Source organism: Saccharopolyspora tripterygii, assembly GCF_054778355.1.
In genome coordinates this window covers 13,598-31,092 of the sequence record NZ_BAAGZP010000052.1, presented here as the reverse complement: position 1 = coordinate 31,092, position 17,495 = coordinate 13,598, and the positions used below count along the sequence as shown (strand labels likewise).

20 protein-coding genes, 1 tRNA gene and 1 riboswitch are annotated in these 17,495 nt (G+C 69.9%); of the genes, 13 read left to right on the top strand and 8 right to left on the bottom strand.

From position 1 onward, the window contains the following. The first annotated feature begins 35 nt into the window (after window positions 1-35). The 3 genes from ACYVF3_RS31595 to ACYVF3_RS31585 are packed head-to-tail and all read left to right on the top strand — an operon-like array spanning window position 36 to window position 2,040. A complete protein-coding gene (locus ACYVF3_RS31595) occupies window positions 36-1,034 on the top strand; it encodes a DMT family transporter (RefSeq protein ID WP_461157937.1) in 999 nt (332 codons plus the stop codon). Beyond that, the gene (locus ACYVF3_RS31590) at window positions 1,031-1,546 is read left to right on the top strand and encodes a class I SAM-dependent methyltransferase (RefSeq protein WP_461157936.1); all 516 of its coding nucleotides are present in this window, start codon (window positions 1,031-1,033) and stop codon (window positions 1,544-1,546) included. Before ACYVF3_RS31595 ends, ACYVF3_RS31590 begins: the two co-directional genes overlap by 4 nt. Continuing rightward, complete coding sequence (locus tag ACYVF3_RS31585; protein WP_461157935.1) at window positions 1,543-2,040, top strand: DUF1059 domain-containing protein; 498 nt, start codon at window positions 1,543-1,545, stop codon at window positions 2,038-2,040. Before ACYVF3_RS31590 ends, ACYVF3_RS31585 begins: the two co-directional genes overlap by 4 nt. A 54-nt stretch (window positions 2,041-2,094) precedes the next feature. On the opposite strand, the gene ACYVF3_RS31580 is transcribed toward ACYVF3_RS31585, so the two are convergent. Further along, the gene (locus tag ACYVF3_RS31580; RefSeq protein WP_461157978.1) at window positions 2,095-2,736 is read right to left on the bottom strand and encodes an SDR family oxidoreductase; all 642 of its coding nucleotides are present in this window, start codon (window positions 2,734-2,736) and stop codon (window positions 2,095-2,097) included. Here ACYVF3_RS31580 and ACYVF3_RS31575 point away from each other — a divergent pair. From ACYVF3_RS31575 to ACYVF3_RS31565, 3 genes are all read left to right on the top strand, one after another. Further along, window positions 2,683-2,910: a MerR family transcriptional regulator gene (locus ACYVF3_RS31575; protein WP_461157984.1), complete on the top strand. Its 228-nt coding sequence runs from the start codon at window positions 2,683-2,685 to the stop codon at window positions 2,908-2,910. The genes ACYVF3_RS31580 and ACYVF3_RS31575 overlap by 54 nt on opposite strands. 16 nt (window positions 2,911-2,926) lie before the next feature. Beyond that, window positions 2,927-3,559 carry a LysE family translocator gene (locus ACYVF3_RS31570; RefSeq protein WP_461157934.1) on the top strand — a complete coding sequence of 211 codons (633 nt, stop codon included), beginning with the start codon at window positions 2,927-2,929 and terminating at the stop codon, window positions 3,557-3,559. Window positions 3,560-3,642: 83 nt separating this feature from the next. Further along, on the top strand, window positions 3,643-4,227 hold the full coding sequence (locus ACYVF3_RS31565; protein ID WP_461157933.1) for a dihydrofolate reductase family protein: 585 nt from the start codon (window positions 3,643-3,645) through the stop codon (window positions 4,225-4,227). Window position 4,228: 1 nt separating this feature from the next. Here the strand turns inward: ACYVF3_RS31565 and ACYVF3_RS31560 are convergent, their stop codons facing one another. After that, entirely contained in the window at window positions 4,229-4,762 is a 534-nt protein-coding gene (locus tag ACYVF3_RS31560; protein ID WP_461157932.1) for a putative immunity protein, read from the bottom strand. A gap of 105 nt (window positions 4,763-4,867) precedes the next feature. On the opposite strand from ACYVF3_RS31560, the gene ACYVF3_RS31555 reads away from it, so the two are divergent. After that, entirely contained in the window at window positions 4,868-5,389 is a 522-nt protein-coding gene (locus tag ACYVF3_RS31555; protein ID WP_461157931.1) for a DUF2165 domain-containing protein, read from the top strand. A 32-nt stretch (window positions 5,390-5,421) separates the two neighbouring features. Here the strand turns inward: ACYVF3_RS31555 and ACYVF3_RS31550 are convergent. From ACYVF3_RS31550 to ACYVF3_RS31540, 3 genes are all read right to left on the bottom strand, one after another. Beyond that, a tRNA-Val gene (locus tag ACYVF3_RS31550) sits at window positions 5,422-5,493 on the bottom strand. 93 nt (window positions 5,494-5,586) lie between these two features. After that, a complete protein-coding gene (locus ACYVF3_RS31545) occupies window positions 5,587-6,051 on the bottom strand; it encodes a peroxiredoxin (RefSeq protein WP_461157930.1) in 465 nt (154 codons plus the stop codon). A gap of 109 nt (window positions 6,052-6,160) precedes the next feature. After that, entirely contained in the window at window positions 6,161-6,595 is a 435-nt protein-coding gene (locus ACYVF3_RS31540) for a DUF3052 domain-containing protein (protein ID WP_145742553.1), read from the bottom strand. 300 nt (window positions 6,596-6,895) lie between these two features. Between ACYVF3_RS31540 and aceE the strand changes: the two genes are divergently transcribed. Together aceE and ACYVF3_RS31530 are read left to right on the top strand one after the other, a co-directional pair. After that, window positions 6,896-9,670, top strand: a complete 2,775-nt coding sequence (gene aceE / locus ACYVF3_RS31535) for a pyruvate dehydrogenase (acetyl-transferring), homodimeric type (RefSeq protein WP_461157929.1) — start codon at window positions 6,896-6,898, stop codon at window positions 9,668-9,670. Window positions 9,671-9,833: 163 nt separating this feature from the next. Further along, window positions 9,834-10,835: an isocitrate/isopropylmalate dehydrogenase family protein gene (locus ACYVF3_RS31530; RefSeq protein WP_461157928.1), complete on the top strand. Its 1,002-nt coding sequence runs from the start codon at window positions 9,834-9,836 to the stop codon at window positions 10,833-10,835. Here the strand turns inward: ACYVF3_RS31530 and ACYVF3_RS31525 are convergent. Continuing rightward, complete coding sequence (locus ACYVF3_RS31525; protein WP_461157927.1) at window positions 10,819-11,469, bottom strand: nicotinamide mononucleotide transporter family protein; 651 nt, start codon at window positions 11,467-11,469, stop codon at window positions 10,819-10,821. The two genes, ACYVF3_RS31530 and ACYVF3_RS31525, sit on opposite strands and share 17 nt — an antisense overlap. 99 nt (window positions 11,470-11,568) lie before the next feature. Continuing rightward, a riboswitch (FMN riboswitch) is annotated at window positions 11,569-11,696 on the bottom strand. 163 nt (window positions 11,697-11,859) lie between these two features. On the opposite strand from ACYVF3_RS31525, the gene ACYVF3_RS31520 reads away from it, so the two are divergent. After that, on the top strand, window positions 11,860-12,087 hold the full coding sequence (locus ACYVF3_RS31520) for a DUF3263 domain-containing protein (protein ID WP_093420858.1): 228 nt from the start codon (window positions 11,860-11,862) through the stop codon (window positions 12,085-12,087). Window positions 12,088-12,167: 80 nt separating this feature from the next. Here the strand turns inward: ACYVF3_RS31520 and ACYVF3_RS31515 are convergent, their stop codons facing one another. Both ACYVF3_RS31515 and ACYVF3_RS31510 read right to left on the bottom strand, forming a co-directional pair. After that, entirely contained in the window at window positions 12,168-13,022 is an 855-nt protein-coding gene (locus ACYVF3_RS31515; RefSeq protein ID WP_461157926.1) for a peptidoglycan recognition protein family protein, read from the bottom strand. A 124-nt stretch (window positions 13,023-13,146) separates the two neighbouring features. After that, on the bottom strand, window positions 13,147-13,899 hold the full coding sequence (locus ACYVF3_RS31510) for a mechanosensitive ion channel family protein (protein ID WP_461157925.1): 753 nt from the start codon (window positions 13,897-13,899) through the stop codon (window positions 13,147-13,149). 244 nt (window positions 13,900-14,143) lie between these two features. Here ACYVF3_RS31510 and ACYVF3_RS31505 point away from each other — a divergent pair, with 244 nt between their 5' ends. From ACYVF3_RS31505 to ACYVF3_RS31495, 3 genes are all read left to right on the top strand, one after another. After that, a complete protein-coding gene (locus ACYVF3_RS31505) occupies window positions 14,144-15,358 on the top strand; it encodes a PucR family transcriptional regulator (RefSeq protein ID WP_461157924.1) in 1,215 nt (404 codons plus the stop codon). 214 nt (window positions 15,359-15,572) lie between these two features. Beyond that, entirely contained in the window at window positions 15,573-16,493 is a 921-nt protein-coding gene (locus ACYVF3_RS31500) for an ACP S-malonyltransferase (protein ID WP_461157923.1), read from the top strand. After that, on the top strand, window positions 16,490-17,470 hold the full coding sequence (locus ACYVF3_RS31495; protein ID WP_461157922.1) for a beta-ketoacyl-ACP synthase III: 981 nt from the start codon (window positions 16,490-16,492) through the stop codon (window positions 17,468-17,470). The genes ACYVF3_RS31500 and ACYVF3_RS31495 overlap by 4 nt, the downstream gene beginning before the upstream one ends. Window positions 17,471-17,495: the final 25 nt, after the last annotated feature.

Below are 17,495 nucleotides of genomic sequence, written 5' to 3'. Positions count from 1 at the left end.
GCGAGTATACCGACCGGTATGGTTACTTGGCGAGCATGAGAGCACTGCTTCCGCTCGGTTTCGTCGTCTTCTGGAGTTCCGGCTTCGTGGGTGCGGGCATGGCCGCGGGCACGGGCGCCGACGCCAACACCTCCCTGTTCTGGCGCTACGCCGTGACGACCGCGGTCCTGCTGGTCATCGCGATCGTGAGGCGCCGGAGGTACGGGCGCGCGTTCCTCGTCCACGAGATCGTGCTGGGCGTCCTCGGCCAGGCGGTCTACCTCTCCGGCGTCTTCCACGGCGCGTCCCTGGGCGTGCCCGCGGGCACCAGCGCGCTGATCGCGTCCCTGCAACCCGTCCTCGTCGCGGTGATCACCAGCAGGATCGCGCGCGAACCCCTGGGCAAGCGAAGGGTTCTCGGGCTCGCGGCCGGGATCACCGGGGTGGGTCTGGTCGTCGTCGCCGACCTCGGCACGGGCGGCGGCGCTCTGGGCGCGCTCGCGGTCGTCGCCGGCACGATCGGCCTGACCGCCGCGACGCTGCTCGGCGACCGCAAGCCCCGCCCGAAGGGCCACGACCTGCTCGACTCGCTGACCGTGCAGTCGGCCGCCGCCCTGGCGGGCTTCGGCGTCGTCGCCGCGGCGGGCGGTGGTGATGTCACCCCGCCGGCCACGCCCGCGTTCTGGACCGCCGTGGTCTTCCTCGTCCTGCTCCCGTTCGTCGGGGGTTACGGCTGCTACCTGCTCGTCCTGGACCGCTCGGGGTCGCTGGCGGTCAGCGCGCTGCTCTTCCTCACCCCCGCGGTCGCCGCGGCCTGGAGCGCCCTCGCGCTCGATCAGCCCTTCCAGCTCACCACGATCCCCGGCTTCGCCCTGGCGCTGATCGGAGTCCTCGCCCTCCGCAAGCCCTCCCCGGAGAAGACCTCCGCGAGCGGCGACGCACCGGACCAAAGCCCCTGGTTCGCTGCCGGAGACCGGCCCATGCTGCGGCCATGTCGGAACTCCGGTCGAGCACGAGCCTGGACGAGCGCGGACAGCATCCGTCCGGGCCGTTGAACCGTTTCCGCGCGCGGGCCGAGCGGCGGGCATCCGGCCGGGTGCTCGACATCGGGTCCCGCCGTCTCAGCGACCTGCCCGCGTACCAGCACGTCAGCCACCTGGCACTGGTGGGATCCGGTCCGGAACTGCGCGAAGCGGAGTTGCCGCTTCCGGCGGAGAAGGTCTATGCGGAGCCGGAACAGCTCCCGTTCCCGGACCGGGCGTTCGACGTCGTGGTCTGCCGGTTCGCGCTGGGACGCGCGGAACGCACCGCCTCGGAGATCGCCAGGGTGCTGCGCCGGACCGGGCACCTGCTGTTCCTGGAGATCGCGGGCGACACCAAGTGGGATCACCGGCCGCTCGTCCTGGCACACCTCCACCGCAGCGGGCTCATCACCCACGACGTCGAGTGGACCTGGCCCGGTTCGCACGCGCTGACGCCGCTGGTGCAGGGCGTCGCGGCGCACCCGAATCCGCAGTACGAGCGCGAGACCGCGTGGCTGAGCAGCACGAGGAGGGAAGGACGATGACGAGGAAAGCAGCGGACTGCCGAGAGACCCCGAGCGAGATCAACTGCTCCCTCACCATCACCGGCGAGGAAGAAGAGGTGGTGCGGGCCGCCGCCGAGCACGCGGCGTCCGCGCACGGCCACGAGGACACACCGGAGCTGCGCGAGCAGGTTCGCGGGATGCTCCGGGACGAGGCGGCCGGACCGGTGCCGAAGGGCATGCAGTTCGTCCAGCTCATCGAGTTCAAGACCAGCAAGCGCGCGGAGCTCAACCAGCTGATGGACGAGTGGGAGGACCGCACCGGAGGCAAGCGGACCGCGACCCGCGCGGTTCTCACCGAGGACCACGAACAACCCAACACCTACTACGAGTTCGTCGAGTTCCCGTCCTACGACGAAGCCGTCCGCAACTCGCACCTGCCCGAGACCGACGAGCTCTCGCAGCGGATGCGCGGCCTCTGCGAGGGCGAACCGACGTTCCACAACCTCGACGTCGTCCGCGCAGAAGCGCTGTGACATCGCGCGAACCGCCTTCGCCCCGGCCACCCGGGCGGAGGCGGTTCGCGCCGACTACCACTTCGTCAGGCCGCCGTCGACCGCGTACTGGCCCGCGGTGACGTAACCGGCGTCGTCGGAGAGGAGGAAGAGCGCGACGGCCGCGGCCTCCTCCGGCGTGCCGATACGGCCGAGAGGGACCCTGCTGACGACGTCGTGCTCGAAGCTCGTGCGAACCTCGTCGGTCATGAAGCCGCGGAACGAGGTGTCGATCGCGCCCGGGACAAGGACGTTGACGCGGATCCCCCGACCGGCCAACGCGCTCGCCCAACCCCGTGACACCGCCACCAGAGCGCCCTTGGTCGCCGCGTAGACGGTGGCCATCGACGACCCCTCGTAGGTCGAGGTCGAGGACGTCACCACCACCGACGCGCCGTCGTTGAGGTGCCCGGCCAGCCGGGCGAGCTGCAGGACCGGACCGCGCACGTTGGCGTTCCTCATCCGGTCGAAGAACTCGGCGGTGACCTCTGCGACCTCGGCGACGTCCGCGTACCCGGCGTTGAGCCACAGCCCGTCCAGCCCGCCACCGTCGGCGACCGCGGACGCGAGGGGGTCCACCGCGGCGGGGTCTGCAGCGTCGTTCGCCAGCACGCGGGCCCGCTCGTGCGCCAGGGGCCGGGCAACGAGGACCAGCGGCTGGCCCTCCTGCGCGAGCACGAGGAGCACGTCCGGGCGCAGATGGCCGACCTGCAGAAATGCCTCGACCTGATCTCGTGGAAGACCGGAATCTACGAGCAGCACGTGAGCCGGGGAACAGCTCGGGGGATCTGGGATCCGGCCTCGCCCGACCACCGGGGACCCTGGGACGTCGAGTCCGCGGACAGCGGGTAGGACGAGGAGGGACCGGGTGTCGGGGCAACTGCTGGCGTTCATCGGAGCGAGCCTGGCCGTGATCATCGTGCCGGGTCCCGACCTGGCATTGCTGCTGCGCAACGCGGCCGTGGGCGGCCGACCGGCGGCAGCCGCCACGGCGGGCGGGATCATGACCGGCAACACGATCCTGGCGACCGCGGCCGTGGCCGGTCTGACCGCGCTGCTGCGCGCTGCCGGACCGCTCTACGACGCCCTCCGCCTCATCGGTGCCGGGTACCTGATCTACCTGGGCGTGCGCGCGCTGATCAGCCTCACCCGCCGGAACGGGCAACCCCGGGACGCCGCGGAGGCACCCGCGCTCCCGCACATCCCGTCGGCGCAGGCGTTCCGGCAAGGCTTGCTGAGCAACCTGCTCAACCCCAAGGTCGCCGCCTTCTACCTGGCGCTCTTCCCGCAGTTCGCCCTGCCGGGGATGCCGACCCTGGCGCAGCACGCGCTGCTTGCGGCGCTGTTCTGCCTGCTCTCGCTGACCTGGTACGTCATGCTGATCGCGGTGCTGGGCCGGGTCCAGGCCTGGCTGCGGCGCCGGAGGGTGCAGCGCACGATCACCGGTGTCTCCGGCACCGCCCTGCTCACCCTCGGCGCAGGGCTCGCGGTCCAGAGCTGAGGTCGCGGCGAGGCCCGATGAGTTCCGGGCGGTTGGGGAGTCTGCACACCAGGACGCGTGATGACCGCGCTGGGAGGACTGACATGACCACGACCTACACGTTCGACGTCTTCTCCAGCCTCGACGGCTTCGGCGCCGCCGGTGGGGACTGGACCGGGTACTGGGGCAAGCAGGGCCCCGAGCTCCTCGCTCACCGCCTCACCCTCTACGCCGAGCCGCAGCGGATGGTGTTCGGCGCCAACACCTACCGGGTGTTCGCGCAGATGCTGGCCGCCGGCGACGAGAACTCCGACGTCCGCGACCCGTGGGTCGAGAAGATGCGCCACGCGCCCGCGACGGTCGTGTCCAACACGCTGGAGGAACCCCTGGACTGGCCCGACGCGCGGGTCGCGAGAGGCGATGCCGCGGACGTCGTCGCTCGCATGAAGCAGGAGTCGGAGGTCCCGCTCCGGTCGCACGGGAGCCTCTCGATGAACCGAGCTCTGATGGCCGCCGGCCAGGTCGACCGCGTGCAGGTCACGCTGTTCCCGGTGATCACCGGCCGTACCGGGCTGGACCCGATCTTCCGGAAAGCGGAGGACTTCGACCTCGAACTCCTCGACCGCAGAACCCTCGACGGCAGCATCGAAGAACTCACCTACCGGCCGACACCGCACGTGCCCCGGTGAATCAGGGCGACCGCAGGGCGTCGTCGAGGATCGTCATGAGCTGCGCGACCCTGCCCCGGCCCGCGGGAGCGCGCGGGTAGCGGTTGAGGACGTCGACGAGAACGGGCGTGGCCCGCAGCCGCGCGAGCTCGATGTGCTGCTCCCCCACGCTCGGAACGTCACCGGCGGTGAGTTCGGCCGCCCGCGCCGCGTGCGCGGCGGCCCGCAGGATGTGCCCGACCTGCGTCGCCCGGGCCAGCGGGTGCAGGTACGCGGCAGCGGCGGCATCACCGGCGGCGTGAGCGGCGTGCTCCGCGGCCTCTGAGGTCGCTTCCTTGGCGGCCCGGTGCGCGTCCAGCGCGGTGGTCCGCTGCGCCGTCGTCCGATCAGCGCCGTCGGCGAAGGTCCACGCGGCCGCGACTGCCGCCCGGGGACGCGAATCGTCGTGCGTCTCCTCGAAGATCGGCAGCGCTTCTTCGGCGCACTCCACGGCGAAGCGAGCGACCGCGCGCAACTCCTCCGCGTTCAACGCGACGTCACCCGGCCCGATCCTCATGGGCCCATGTTGCCAGCTGACCAAGCGCGACCAGAGCTCTCGTGCGCACGTCGCCGATCGCAAAATCGGCCCACCGCACGAACTTCGCCGCGTACGCTCCGGACCATGATCTTGATCCGCCGGCTGAGCGGCCTGGGCGCCGCGTTAGCCCTGATCACCGCCATCACCGCCGTGCAGATGTCACTGATCGCGTTCGGCAACATCACCGACTACGCGACCAACCACGAGTTCGTCGCGCACGTCTTCGCGATGGACACCACGTTCCAATCACCGAACGTGATGTGGCGAGCGATCACCGACCCGAACCTGGTCACCGCCGCGTACCTGCTCATCATCGCGTGGGAGACCCTCGCCGCGATCGTCCTGATCGCCGCCACCGCCGCGTGGATCCGCGGCGCGGCAACGGGTCGCGGCACCGAAACCGCTCGCTCGCTGTCCAGCATCGGATGGCTGATGTGGATCGCCCTGTTCGGCGGCGGCTTCATCGCCATCGGCGGCGAATGGTTCCAGATGTGGCAATCCTCGGACTGGAACGGACTCGACGCCGCCCTGCAGAACGTGATCATCGCGTCGATCCCGCTGATCCTCGCGCACCTACCCCGGCACGCAACCCCACCCGACCACTAGCAGGTCGACGCGGGTTCGGATCTCCAAAACGGTGGGCGCAGTTGGGTTCGAACCAACGACCCCCTGCTTGTAAGGCAGGTGCTCTTCCGCTGAGCTATGCGCCCTGGTGGCCGAACGGCCGGGCCAGTCGAACACATCGGTAACAGTACCGGTGCGTCGCGGCCGGCTCGGTGACCGGTCGGCCGTCCGTGAGCAGGTCAGGCGGTCAGTTCCGCCAACGCCTTCTTCCAGACGTCCTGGTCGCGGGCCTCGCCGGGCTGGTTGACCTCGGCGAAGCGGACCTTGCCCTCGGTGTCGATGAGGAACGTGCCGCGGTTGGCCATTCCGGCGGCGTCGTTGAAGACGCCGTAGGCCTTGGCGATCTCGCCGTGCGGCCAGAAGTCCGACAGCAGCGGGAAGGTGTAGCCCTGCTGCTCGGCCCACGCCTTCAGCGAGAACGGCGTGTCCACCGAAACACCGATGACCTGGACCTTGTCGTTCTCGAAGTCGCTCAGGTCATCGCGGACCTGGCAGAGCTCGCCCTGGCAGACACCGCTGAAGGCGAACGGGTAGAACACCAGCAGGACGTTCTTCTTGCCCCGGAAATCGGCCAGCGAGACCTTTTCCTTGTTGTAGTCGGGCAACGTGAAGTCCGGCGCCTGTGCACCGACCTCGACAGTCATGAGCGCACCCTCCTGTTCGACATGACCTTGTCCCGGCCGAACCTACACGGCGCGACGAACGTGGGCACCGATGGCGACATCGATGCCCACGTTTCGAAACACGAACCGCTCAGCGACGAGCCTTGGCCCGGCGGTATGCCAACCGGGTTCCCATCCAGCCATCGCTGACGCTTGCGTTCGCGGTCTGCGCCAGGTTCGCCGTAGAGGCGGCCTCGGCGATGTCGGCCGGTTCGACGTATCCGTCGCGGCCGGTCTTGGGGGTCATCACCCAGATGACCCCATCGTCGGACAGGGGCGTCATCACATCGAGAAGCGTGTCCGTGAGGTCGCCATCTTCTTCGCGCCACCAGAGCAGCACGACATCGACCACTTCGTCGGCATCTTCGTCGAGCAGATCGCTCCCGCAACGCTCCTCGATCGAGGCACGGACGTCATCATCGACGTCCTCGTCCCAGCCGATCTCCTGGACAACCATCTCCGGCTCGATGTCGAGCCTCTCGGCGACGTCGGCTTCGCCTTTACCGGCGTCTCCCGCGGCGACCACGGTTTGTCACTCCTCCAATGCACAGGTGCGGTGGCCTCTGGCCCCGCACGACTTTCAAACCTGGCCGATAGCGAACACTGCGGACCGCTACCGGCGCAACTGCTGGGCGTACGACACGCCGTAGCAACGCGTTGAGGTCCGACTCTAGACGGGCTTCGCCCGCACCAACAGCCTGCGGTGCGTCGTCGTAGGTCTCGGGGTGCGCCCATCAGGCACGGACATGGGGGAACATGGGAGGTGTCGGACATCACGCCCGGCCTCGAACCCTGCCACGAATCCCGACGTAGTCGAGGAGTTCCCTTGTCCGCGCACAACAACGACGCCACCAACGACACCGCCCCCACCCAGCGGGTCCGGGTCATCCGGGAGGGGCTGGCCTCCCACCTGCCCGACATCGATCCCCAGGAGACCGACGAGTGGCTGCAGTCCTTCGATTCGGCGCTGTCGGCCAACGGTCAGCAGCGCGCTCGCTACCTGATGCTGCGGCTGCTGCAGCGCGCCCGGGAAACCGGCGTCGGCGTCCCCTCGCTGACCAGCACGGACTACGTCAACACCATCCCCACCGAGCAGGAACCGTGGTTCCCCGGTGACGAGGAGACCGAGCGCCGCTACCGAGCGCTGATGCGCTGGAACGCCGCGGTGATGGTGCACCGCGCGCAGCGGCCGGGCATCGGCGTCGGCGGGCACATCTCGTCGTTCGCGTCCTCGGCCAGCCTCTACGAGGTCGGGTTCAACTGGTTCTTCCGCGGCAAGGACCACCCGGGCGGCGGCGACCACCTCTACATCCAGGGCCACGCCTCCCCCGGCATCTACGCGCGCGCGTTCCTGGAGGGCAGGCTCTCCGAACACCAGCTCGACGGCTTCCGCCAGGAGCACTCGCACGCAGGCGCGGGCGGCGGCCTGCCGTCCTACCCGCACCCCCGGTTGATGCCGGACTTCTGGGAGTTCCCGACCGTCTCGATGGGCCTCGGCCCGATGAACGCGATCTTCCAGGCCCGTTTCAACCGCTACCTGCACGACCGCGGCATCTCCGACACCTCGCAGCAGCGGGTGTGGGCGTTCCTCGGCGACGGCGAGATGAACGAGCCGGAGTCGCGCGGCCTGCTGCACGTCGCCGCCAACGAGGGCCTGGACAACCTGACCTTCGTGGTCAACTGCAACCTGCAGCAGCTCGACGGCCCGGTGCGCGGCAACGGCAAGATCATCCAGGAGCTGGAGGCGTTCTTCCGCGGCGCGGGCTGGAACGTCATCAAGGCCGTGTGGGGCCGCGAGTGGGACTCGCTGCTGCACGCCGACCGCGACGGGGCGCTGGTCAACCTGATGAACACCACCCCGGACGGCGACTACCAGACCTACAAGGCCAACGACGGCGCGTTCGTGCGCGAGCACTTCTTCGGTCGCGACCCGCGCACCAAAGAGATGGTCAAGCACCTCACCGACGACGAGATCTGGGGCCTGCGGCGCGGCGGCCACGACTACCGGAAGGTCTACGCGGCGTACAAGGCAGCGACCGAGCACCACGGGCAGCCGACGGTGATCCTGGCCAAGACGATCAAGGGCTACAGCCTCGGACCGCACTTCGAGGGCCGCAACGCCACGCACCAGATGAAGAAGCTGACGCTGGACGACCTCAAGCAGTTCCGCGACAGCCTGCGCATCCCGATCACCGACGACCAGCTCGACCCCTACGAACCGCCGTACTACCACCCCGGCCAGGACTCCCCGGAGATCCAGTACCTCCAGGACCGCCGCCGCCAGCTGGGCGGATACCTGCCGGAGCGCCGGACCAAGGCGAAACCGCTGGTGCTGCCCGGCGACAAGGTCTACGAGGTGATCCGCAAGGGTTCCGGCAAGCAGGAGGTCGCCACCACGATGGCGTTCGTCCGGCTGCTCAAGGACCTGGCCAAGGACGGCGAGATCGGCGGCCGGATCGTGCCGATCATCCCGGACGAGGCGCGGACCTTCGGCATGGACTCGATGTTCCCGTCGCAGAAGATCTACAACCCGAACGGCCAGCTCTACACGCCGGTGGACTACCAGCTGATGCTGGCCTACCGGGAGAGCGAGACCGGGCAGATCATGCACGAGGGCATCAACGAGGCGGGCTCCACCGCGTCGTTCACGGCCGCCGGGACGAGCTACGCCACGCACGGCGAACCGATGATCCCGGTCTACATCTTCTACTCGATGTTCGGCTTCCAGCGGACCGGCGACGGGTTCTGGGCGGCCGCCGACCAGATGGCGCGCGGGTTCGTCCTGGGCGCCACCGCAGGACGCACGACGCTGACCGGTGAGGGCCTGCAGCACGCCGACGGGCACTCGCAGCTCATCGCCGCGACGAACCCCGCGGTGGTGGCCTACGACCCGGCGTGGGCGTTCGAGGTCGCGCACATCGTCAAGGACGGCCTGCGGCGGATGTTCGGCGAGGACGCCGAGAACGTCTTCTACTACCTGACCATCTACAACGAGCCGTACCAGCAGCCGGCGGAACCGTCCGACCTGGACGTGAACGGGTTGCTGCGCGGGCTCTACCGGTATCAGCAGGCGCCGTCCGGTTCCGGGCCGCGGGCCCAGCTGATGGGCTCGGGCGTGCTGCTACCGGAGGTCATCAAGGCCGCCCGCCTGCTGTCGGAGGACTGGGGCGTGCGGGCCGACGTGTGGTCGGCGACGTCGTGGGCGCAGCTGCGCCGGGAGGCCGAGCAGGTCGACCGGCACAACCTGCTCAACCCGGGCGCCGAACCGCAGGTGCCGTACGTGACCAGCGCGCTCGCGCAGGCCGAGGGCCCGGTGGTGGCCGTCAGCGACTGGATGCGGGCGGTTCCCGACCTGATCCGGCCGTGGGTGCCCGGCGAGATGGTCAGCCTCGGTGCCGACGGCTTCGGCTTCTCCGACACGCGCCCGGCGGCGCGGCGGGTGTTCCTCGTCGACGCCGAGTCCACCGTGGTCGCGACGCTGGCCGCGCTGGCGCGGGCCGGGCAGGTCGACCAGGCCACCGTCGTCGACGCGGCCCGCAAGTACCGCATCGACGACGTCCAGGCCGCGGGCCCGCAGACCTCGGACCCCGGAGACGCCTGACCTCCGCTAGACGCGCGGGACGGTGACTCCTTCGTGGGGTGGGGGGAAGTTTTCATGAAAACTTCCCCCCACCTCCCGGGGAGGGGTGGCCGCTGGTCGGGTGTGGTGGGGTGAGGACGTGCGTATCGCGTGTGTTGATGGGGACGGGATCGGGCCCGAGCTGATGACCAGCGCTCGGGAGGTGGTGGCGGCAGCGGCCGAACTCGACGGGCTGACCGTGGAGTTCGGGGCCGAGGCCGGCGGCGCCGGGACCTACCTGGAGACCGGTGAACCGCTGGCCGCAGGGGCTCTGGAGCGCTTCCGGAGCGAGTACGACGCCGTGCTCAAGGGCCCGGTCGGGTTGCCCGAGGTGCGCAAGGCCGACGGGACCGAGGCCGGTGTCCTCGGCGGTGTGCTGCGCAACGGCCTCGACACCTACGCCAACGTGCGCCCGGTGCGGCTGCTGCCCGGAGTCCGGGACGCCGCCGACCCGATCGACTACGTCGTCGTGCGGGAGAACACCGAGGGCCTGTACCTCTCGCGCGGCAGCGGGGTGCGCAACGAGCGGGCGGCCAGCGACCAGCTGCTGATGACGCGGGTCGGCGTCGAGCGGATCGTGCGGTTCGCCTTCGAGACCGCGCGAGCCCGCAACGGCGCCCCCGCCGACGGGGTTCGGCGGGTGACCTGCGTGGACAAGAGCAACGTGCTGCGCAGCTTCGCGTTCTTCCGCGACATCTTCGACGAGATCGCCGCCGGCTACCCCGATGTCGAGGCCGATCACCGCTACACCGACGCCGCTGCGCACGACCTGGTCGCCGTTCCCAGCCGCTTCGACGTCCTGGTCACCGAGAACTTCGTCGGCGACATGCTCAGCGATCTGGGCGCGGCGACGGTCGGCGGGCTCGGGATGTGCCCGTCGGGCAACATCGGCGAGACCGCCGCCTACTTCGAACCCGTGCACGGCAGCGCGCCGTCGATCGCCGGGCAGGACAAGGCGAACCCGACGTCGCAGCTGCTCACCGCGGCGTTGCTGCTCGACCACGTGGGGGCCGCCGACACCGCCGCGAGGATCACCAGGGCCGTCGAATCCGCCTACGCCGACCGCGCCGTCGAGCTCAACCCCGACGGCACCCCCGGCTGCGGGACCAAGGGCGTCACCGCGGCCGTGCTCAGTCGGCTGCGGTGACGGCTTCGGTCCGGTCGCGCTGGGCCCGGGCGGTGCGGGTCCAGCTCCACCAGCCGTGGATCACCAACGCCGCGAACACGAGGTAGATGGCCGCGCTGAAGTAGAGCCCGGAGGCGATCTGCAGCGGCACGCCGACGGCGTCCACCGCGAGCCAGACCAGCCAGAACTCGACCAGTCCCCTGCCCTGCGCCCAGAACGCGACGCCGGTACCGATGAAGATCCACGCGTCCGGCCAGGGCGCCCAGGAGGCGTCCAGCGCCGTCAGCAGCAGCGCGAACGCCGAGGTGCCCGCGGCCAGGACCGCGACCAGCACCAACCGCTCGACGCCGGTGGCCTTGCGGATCGCCACGCCGTAGACCGGGTCGCTGCGGCGGGTCCAGGCCCACCAGCCGTAGACGGAGATCAGCAGGATCACCACCTGCCGGACAGCCAGCCCGCCGAGGTGCGCGGAGGCGTAGACGGCGAACAGCAGCACCGTGGCCGACACCTGCACGGGCCAGGTCGCCACCCAGCGCCGTTGCGCGAGGAACACGACCGCGAGCGCGCAGAGCTGGCCGACGAGTTCGGCCCAGGAGATCTTCTGGCCCAGCACGGTGATCCCGTTGCCGAGCAGCCATTCGGCCACCACTTGCACGCCCGCTCCTCCCGCCGGGTGCGCCGGGGTGTGCGCGGGCGACCGCGGAGGGGGCGAGGCGCGGCAGGAGGCTGCCGAGGGTCGCGCACCGCGATGGCCCGTGCGCGCCTCTCATCCGGACTTTGACCGTCGGTTCCGGAGTTCCACCGGATCGGCCGGCACCAACGTGGTGCCGGTTCGCGGACTTTCACCGCCGGTTCGGAGTTTCACCGACCCCGGAGCGCACGAGTTCGTACTGCACTGAGCAACATCCTGCGCCTGTCGATCTGTTCCGCGAGGCGTACGTGGGTCGGATCACATCGCCCCGACACCCACCGATGGCCGATCGAACACCCGTACCCCGATCGCCTAGACTTGATCGTCCGCAGCTGAACGAGGGGGTAACGCCGGATGAACGACACCGACCGCGCCATCCTCGCCTTCGAGCTGGAGCACTGGCAGTACCAGGGCAACAAGGAGCGGGTCATCCAGGAGCGCTTCGGGTTCTCCCCGAACCGCTACTACCAGCGCCTGAACCGGCTGCTGGACGAGCCCGAGGCCTTAGCCCAGCAGCCCGCGCTGGTGAAGCGCCTGCTCAACCGCCGAGACCAGCGCGCCCAGCGGCGCCGCGCGGTCTGAGGGGTTCTTGCTGAATCACTTTGCTCGGCGGTGCGGGTAGCGGAACCTCACACGCCGTCTGGCCTCAGTGCGCCGCGAGCTCACGCTCCCGGAGCCGGTTGGCGCTGCTGCTGGATGCGCACCAGCTCGGCGAGCAGCGGTGCGGCCTGATCAGCGGGCAGGGCTTCGAAAGCGGCCTTGATCTGCTCCGGCCCCTGCTGCTGTGCGGCGGGCTGGTCACCGGCGGCCATCTTGTTGACCAGGTCGACGAGCATCGCGACGATCGTGCGCGGACCGGCTGCGGTCTGCCAGCCCTGGATCTCCCCCTGGGGGCCGCGCGGGCCGAGCAGCTCGTGTTCCAGGCGGCGCAGCATCGCGTCCTGTTCCGGGGTCATCTCGTCCTCCTGGTCCTTGGTCACGAGGTCGGCGCGGAAACGATCCATGTCGACGTGGCCCGGGTCGATCTTGCCGGTGACGCTGGTTTCCTTGTGCCCGCGCGCCGCCTCGAACGGCCTGCCCAGGTGCCGGAGCACGGCGACCGTCGCGGACAGCGCGGCGGCGTGCTGCTCGGGGCTCGGCCCCTGCTCGACGCCCTGGTAGTCCCATTCGAACCCGACGTAGAGGGTGTTGCCGTCACCGGCCGGGTTGGGGCCGGACGCCTTCGCCTCGCCCGCGTGGTTGGCGCGACCGGCGGCGATCACGTGGACGGAGCCGTCGAAACCGATCACCGCGTGGCACAGCGGACCCTTGAGGTCGCTCCGCCCGTCGATGCACAGCTGCACGCTGGGAGCCGGGTTCTCGTAGGAAGCCGGAGTGGCGGTGTGGTGCTCCAGAACGCCGACCGGGGCTGCGGGTTGCACGCCGGAGGCGGTGCGCTCCTGCCAGCCGGGCGTTTCCACGACGGTCAGGCCGGCCGCGCGCAGCACGTCGGCGAGCCACACGAGCGGTAGTGCCACCGGTGATCACCCCCAATGAGATCCCGATGACCATGGTGGCCGTTCCGGGCACCCGCCCGGAACGGCCAAGAGCGTGAAAAATCGGGACCCACCGATGGGTGAGCCCCGATTCCTCAGCGTCGGTTCAGAGGGTTCCGCTGTGCCCCTGAGCACCGGGGCCGGGCTGCGCCGAACCGGACTGCGGGGCGCCCGCCTGCTGCGCACCGCCGTCGGCCTTCCCGCCGAACTGCGACTCCGCGCTGTCGAGCCAGCGGTGCCAGCGCTGCTGCATCGGCTGGATGAGACCGCCGCCGACGCCGACGATGATCACGCCCGCGGCCGCGGTCAGCACGGCCACGAGCACCGGCGTGGTGACGGTGACCGCGATGCCGATCTGGTTCAGCGCCGAGATGACGCCCAGCGCCAGGATGAAACCGAAGGCGATCTTGCCGAGCACCGGGCCGACGGAGCGGTTGCCCAGCGAGCTGGTGATCAGGTCACCGACCGCACGGCCGATCGCACCGGCGACCAGGACCAGCACCACGGCCACGACGATGCGCGGCAGGAACAGCACGACCTGGTCGATGAGGTCCTTCACCGCGTTGGGGCCGAACGCGCTCAGCGCCAGCTGCAAGAAGATCAGCAGGATGAAGTAGTAGATGAGCTTGACGAGGATTCCGCCGATGTCGATTCCCGAACCGGACGTCATGTCGTTCAGCCCGGACTTCGCGAGGAGCTTGTTGAAACCCATTTTGTTGAACGCCATCTGAACGGCCTTGGAAACGGCCTTGGCGATGAGCCAGCCGACCAGAAGGATGATCAGGAACACGACGAGCTTCGGCACGAAGGTGGCCACGGCGGACCAGGCCGCGGACAATCCTTGTTGGAGGGCTCCCATATTTCTCGCTCCTCAGTAAAACCAGAAAAATGTACGACTAATTCGCGTCCGGCGAATCGTTCTCGATCATCAACAGCGCGGCAACTCCGACAGGCGCCACGTTCGGACGACTCTTGTAATTCGCACGAGTGAATTGTTCGACACCTTTGATGACTCTGTGAATACGAATGTCCGCCCGGGGCGCATCCCCTCGCCCCCGCGCTCCCCGCGTCCGCGCCGATCTCAGACATGCGATTCTGTCCGCATGAGTACCGAAGACGCTGGTGAGCGGGACACCGGTACGCAAGATCAGGTGTGCGCGGCGACGCTGCGGCGGCTGGAGCGCGCGTCCGGCGGACTCGCGGGCGCCAGCATCACCGCGATGGAGCAACGACTCCCCTGGTTCCAGCGGCTCCCGGCGGACCAGCGGGCGAGCGTGCAGCTGGTGACCCAGACCGGTGTCTCCAACTTCGTCTCCTGGATGCAGGACCCCAGCCAGTCGATCCGCCTGACCGCCGAGGCCTTCCGCAACGCACCCCGAGACCTGTCCCGCTGGGTCAGCCTCCGGCAGACCCTGGAACTCGTCCGGGTCGCCATCGACATCTTCGAGCAGCAGCTGCCGGAGCTCGCGGAGAAGGAGCACGAGCGGTTCGTGCTGCTGGAGTCGATCCTGCGCTACACGCGGGAGATCGCCTTCGCCGCAGCCACCTCCTACGCCGCCGCCGCGGAAGCGCGGGGTGCGTGGGACGCGCGGCTGGAAGCGCTGGTCGTCGACGGCATCGTGCGCGGCGACGCTGAGGAATCACTGCTGTCCCGGGCGGCCGCGCTCGGCTGGGACCCCGCGTCCGAGGCCACCGTGCTGGTCGGCAACGCGCCCTCCGACGACCCGCCCACCGTCGTCTACCAGGTGCGCAGCCGGGCGGCCCGCGTCGGCTGCCCCGTGCTCCTGGGCGTGCAGGGCTCGCGGCTCGTGGTCGTCTTCGGCGGCGCGGGCGACGATCGCGACAACGAGCAGATCGCGCTCGGGTTGACCGAGGCGTTCGGCGAGGGGCCGGTGGTGGCGGGTCCGAGCATGCCGAGCCTGGCCGATGCGCACCGCTCCGCGGCCGACGCGATGTCGGCCCTGCGGTCGGTCGTCGCCTGGCCGACCGCACCGCGCCCGGTCCCCTCCGGCGATCTGCTGCCCGAGCGCGCGCTCGCCGGAGATCCCGAGGCCGAGCGGCAGCTCGTCGAGCGGATCATGCTCCCGATCGTGGACGCCGGTGGCGCGCTGATGGAGACCGTCGACACCTACCTGGAGGTCGGCGGCGTCCTGGAGAACTGCGCCCGCCAGCTCTACGTCCACCCCAACACGGTCCGATATCGACTCCGCCGCGTCGCCGAGCTGACCGGGCGCACTCCCTCCAACGCCCGCGACGCGCACGTGCTGCGAGTCGGGCTCGCGGTCGGCCGGCTGGCCAAGTCTCGCGGCCTCTGGTGACGGGTCCCGATGCGGGAACGGGCTCGCGAACACCGGGCGAACCGAGTGGTGCGGGGTTCACCCCACCGTCATCAACCGGACACAGCCAACAACGATTCCCCAGTTAAGACCCCGTGCTCCAGGTGGCGCTTGTAGACACTCCACAACTTTGCGCCTCGGACTTAGTCCCCGTCGGCATCACCTCGACCCGGCCACCGGGTGTTCAGTAGCAAGAGTGATCGCGCTTCTCGCCCCCGGACAGGGGTCTCAGGCCCCAGGGATGTTCAACCCGTGGTTGGAGCTCGACGGCGTCGAGGACCGCCTCGGACGCTGGTCGGAGCTCACCGGCCTGGACCTGATCCAACTCGGCACCACTGCGGAGGCCGACGAGATCAAGGACACCTCGGTGACCCAGCCGCTGGTCGTGGCGTTGTCGCTGATCGCGGCCGAGGAACTGCGCCGCCGCTTCGAGGTCCCCGCCGACACCCCGGTCGCCGGGCACTCGGTCGGCGAGCTCGCCGCGGCAGCCATCGCCGGTGCGCTCAGCCCGGACGACGCCGTGGCGCTGGCCGCGGTGCGCGGCCGGGAGATGGCCGCCGCCTGCGCCCTGGAGCCCACGGGCATGTCCGCGGTGCTCGGCGGTGACGAGCAGATCGTGCTGGAAACGCTGGAACGTCTCGGCCTGGACGCCGCGAACCGCAACGGCGCAGGTCAGATCGTCGCCGCGGGCAAGACGGGCTCGCTGGAGATGCTGGCCGCGGAGCCGCCGGAAGGCGCCCGGGTCCGCCCGCTGCCGGTCGCCGGCGCGTTCCACACCCGCTTCATGGTGTCCGCGCAGGAGACCCTGGCCAAGCACGCCGAAGACGTCGACGCCGGCGACGCGGTGCTGCCGCTGCTGTCCAATGCGGACGGTGCGGTGGTCTCCTCCGCCGACGACATCCTGAACCGCCTGGTCAACCAGGTCACCAACCCGGTGCGCTGGGACAGCTGCATGAGCGCCCTGGGCGAGCGCGGTGTGGACGCCGTCGTCGAGTTCCCGCCCGCCGGTGCGCTGACCGGCATGGTGCGTCGCGCGCTCAAGGGCGTCCAGACGATCGCCCTCAAGACCCCTGCCGACCTGGACAAGGTCGCCGACCAGCTCGGGAGCGCCGCGTGAGCCTGCCCCGCATCGCATCGAAGCCAGCCGTCGCGGGCACCAAGCTGCTCGGCTTCGGCAGCACCCAGGGAAACCGGGTCGTCACCAACGACGACCTGGCGAAGCTGGTGGACACCAACGACGAGTGGGTGCGCCAGCGGGTCGGCATCGTGCACCGCCGGTTCGGCGACGACGACCAGACGGTGGTCAGCATGGCCGTCGAGGCCGGTGCCAAGGCCATCGCCGACGCCGGCCTCGCACCGTCCGATGTGGACCAGGTCATCGTGGCCACCTGCACCATGCAGGGCGGCATCCCCAACGCCGCCGCGCAGGTCGCCGACCAGATCGGCATCAAGGCCAAGAGCGCCTTCGACCTCAACGCCGCCTGCGCCGGATTCGTCTACGCCCTCAACACCGCCTCGGACGCGGTGCGCTCCGGTTCGGCCCGCAACGTGCTGGTGATCGGGTCCGAGCGCTTCCAGGAGTGGCTGGACTGGGAGGACCGCGCCAACGTCATCATCTTCGCCGACGGCGCGGGTGCCACCGTGGTCGGTCCGGCCGAGGAGCCCGAGCTCGGCCCGGGCGTGCTGGGCAGCGCGGGCGACCTGGTGGACACCATCTACCTGCGCGAGAACAAGTACATCTACCAGGAGGGCCAGTCGGTCTTCCGGTGGGCGACCACCCAGATCGCCCCGGTCGCCATCGAAGCCGTCGAGGCCGCCGGTTTGCAGCTCTCCGACATCGACGTCCTCGTGCCGCACCAGGCGAACCTGCGCATCATCGAGGCCATCGGCAAGAAGCTGCAGAGCAAGGGTGCACGCGACGACCTGGTGGTCGCGCGTGACATCGTCTACTCCGGCAACACGTCATCGGCGTCGATCCCGCTGTCCATCGACCACATGCGCGCGGCCGGGGAGATCCCCAGCGGTGCCGTGATGCTCCTGGTGGGCTTCGGAGCCGGGCTGTCCTACGCGGCCCAGGTCGCCATCTGCCCTTGATGTTCTGCCACAACCACAAAGCCAC

Bases quoted from the DNA above. Each gene is read 5' to 3' on its own strand.
- ACYVF3_RS31520 (WP_093420858.1), top strand. From the start codon at position 11,860: ATGAACGACACCGACCGCGCCATCCTCGCCTTCGAGCTGGAGCACTGG.
- ACYVF3_RS31595 (WP_461157937.1), top strand. From the start codon at position 36: ATGAGAGCACTGCTTCCGCTCGGTTTCGTCGTCTTCTGGAGTTCCGGC.
- ACYVF3_RS31555 (WP_461157931.1), top strand. From the start codon at position 4,868: ATGATCTTGATCCGCCGGCTGAGCGGCCTGGGCGCCGCGTTAGCCCTG.
- ACYVF3_RS31565 (WP_461157933.1), top strand. From the start codon at position 3,643: ATGACCACGACCTACACGTTCGACGTCTTCTCCAGCCTCGACGGCTTC.
- ACYVF3_RS31560 (WP_461157932.1), bottom strand. From the start codon at position 4,762: ATGAGGATCGGGCCGGGTGACGTCGCGTTGAACGCGGAGGAGTTGCGC.
- ACYVF3_RS31505 (WP_461157924.1), top strand. From the start codon at position 14,144: ATGAGTACCGAAGACGCTGGTGAGCGGGACACCGGTACGCAAGATCAG.
- ACYVF3_RS31545 (WP_461157930.1), bottom strand. From the start codon at position 6,051: ATGACTGTCGAGGTCGGTGCACAGGCGCCGGACTTCACGTTGCCCGAC.
- ACYVF3_RS31510 (WP_461157925.1), bottom strand. From the start codon at position 13,899: ATGGGAGCCCTCCAACAAGGATTGTCCGCGGCCTGGTCCGCCGTGGCC.
- ACYVF3_RS31585 (WP_461157935.1), top strand. From the start codon at position 1,543: ATGACGAGGAAAGCAGCGGACTGCCGAGAGACCCCGAGCGAGATCAAC.
- ACYVF3_RS31530 (WP_461157928.1), top strand. From the start codon at position 9,834: ATGACCAGCGCTCGGGAGGTGGTGGCGGCAGCGGCCGAACTCGACGGG.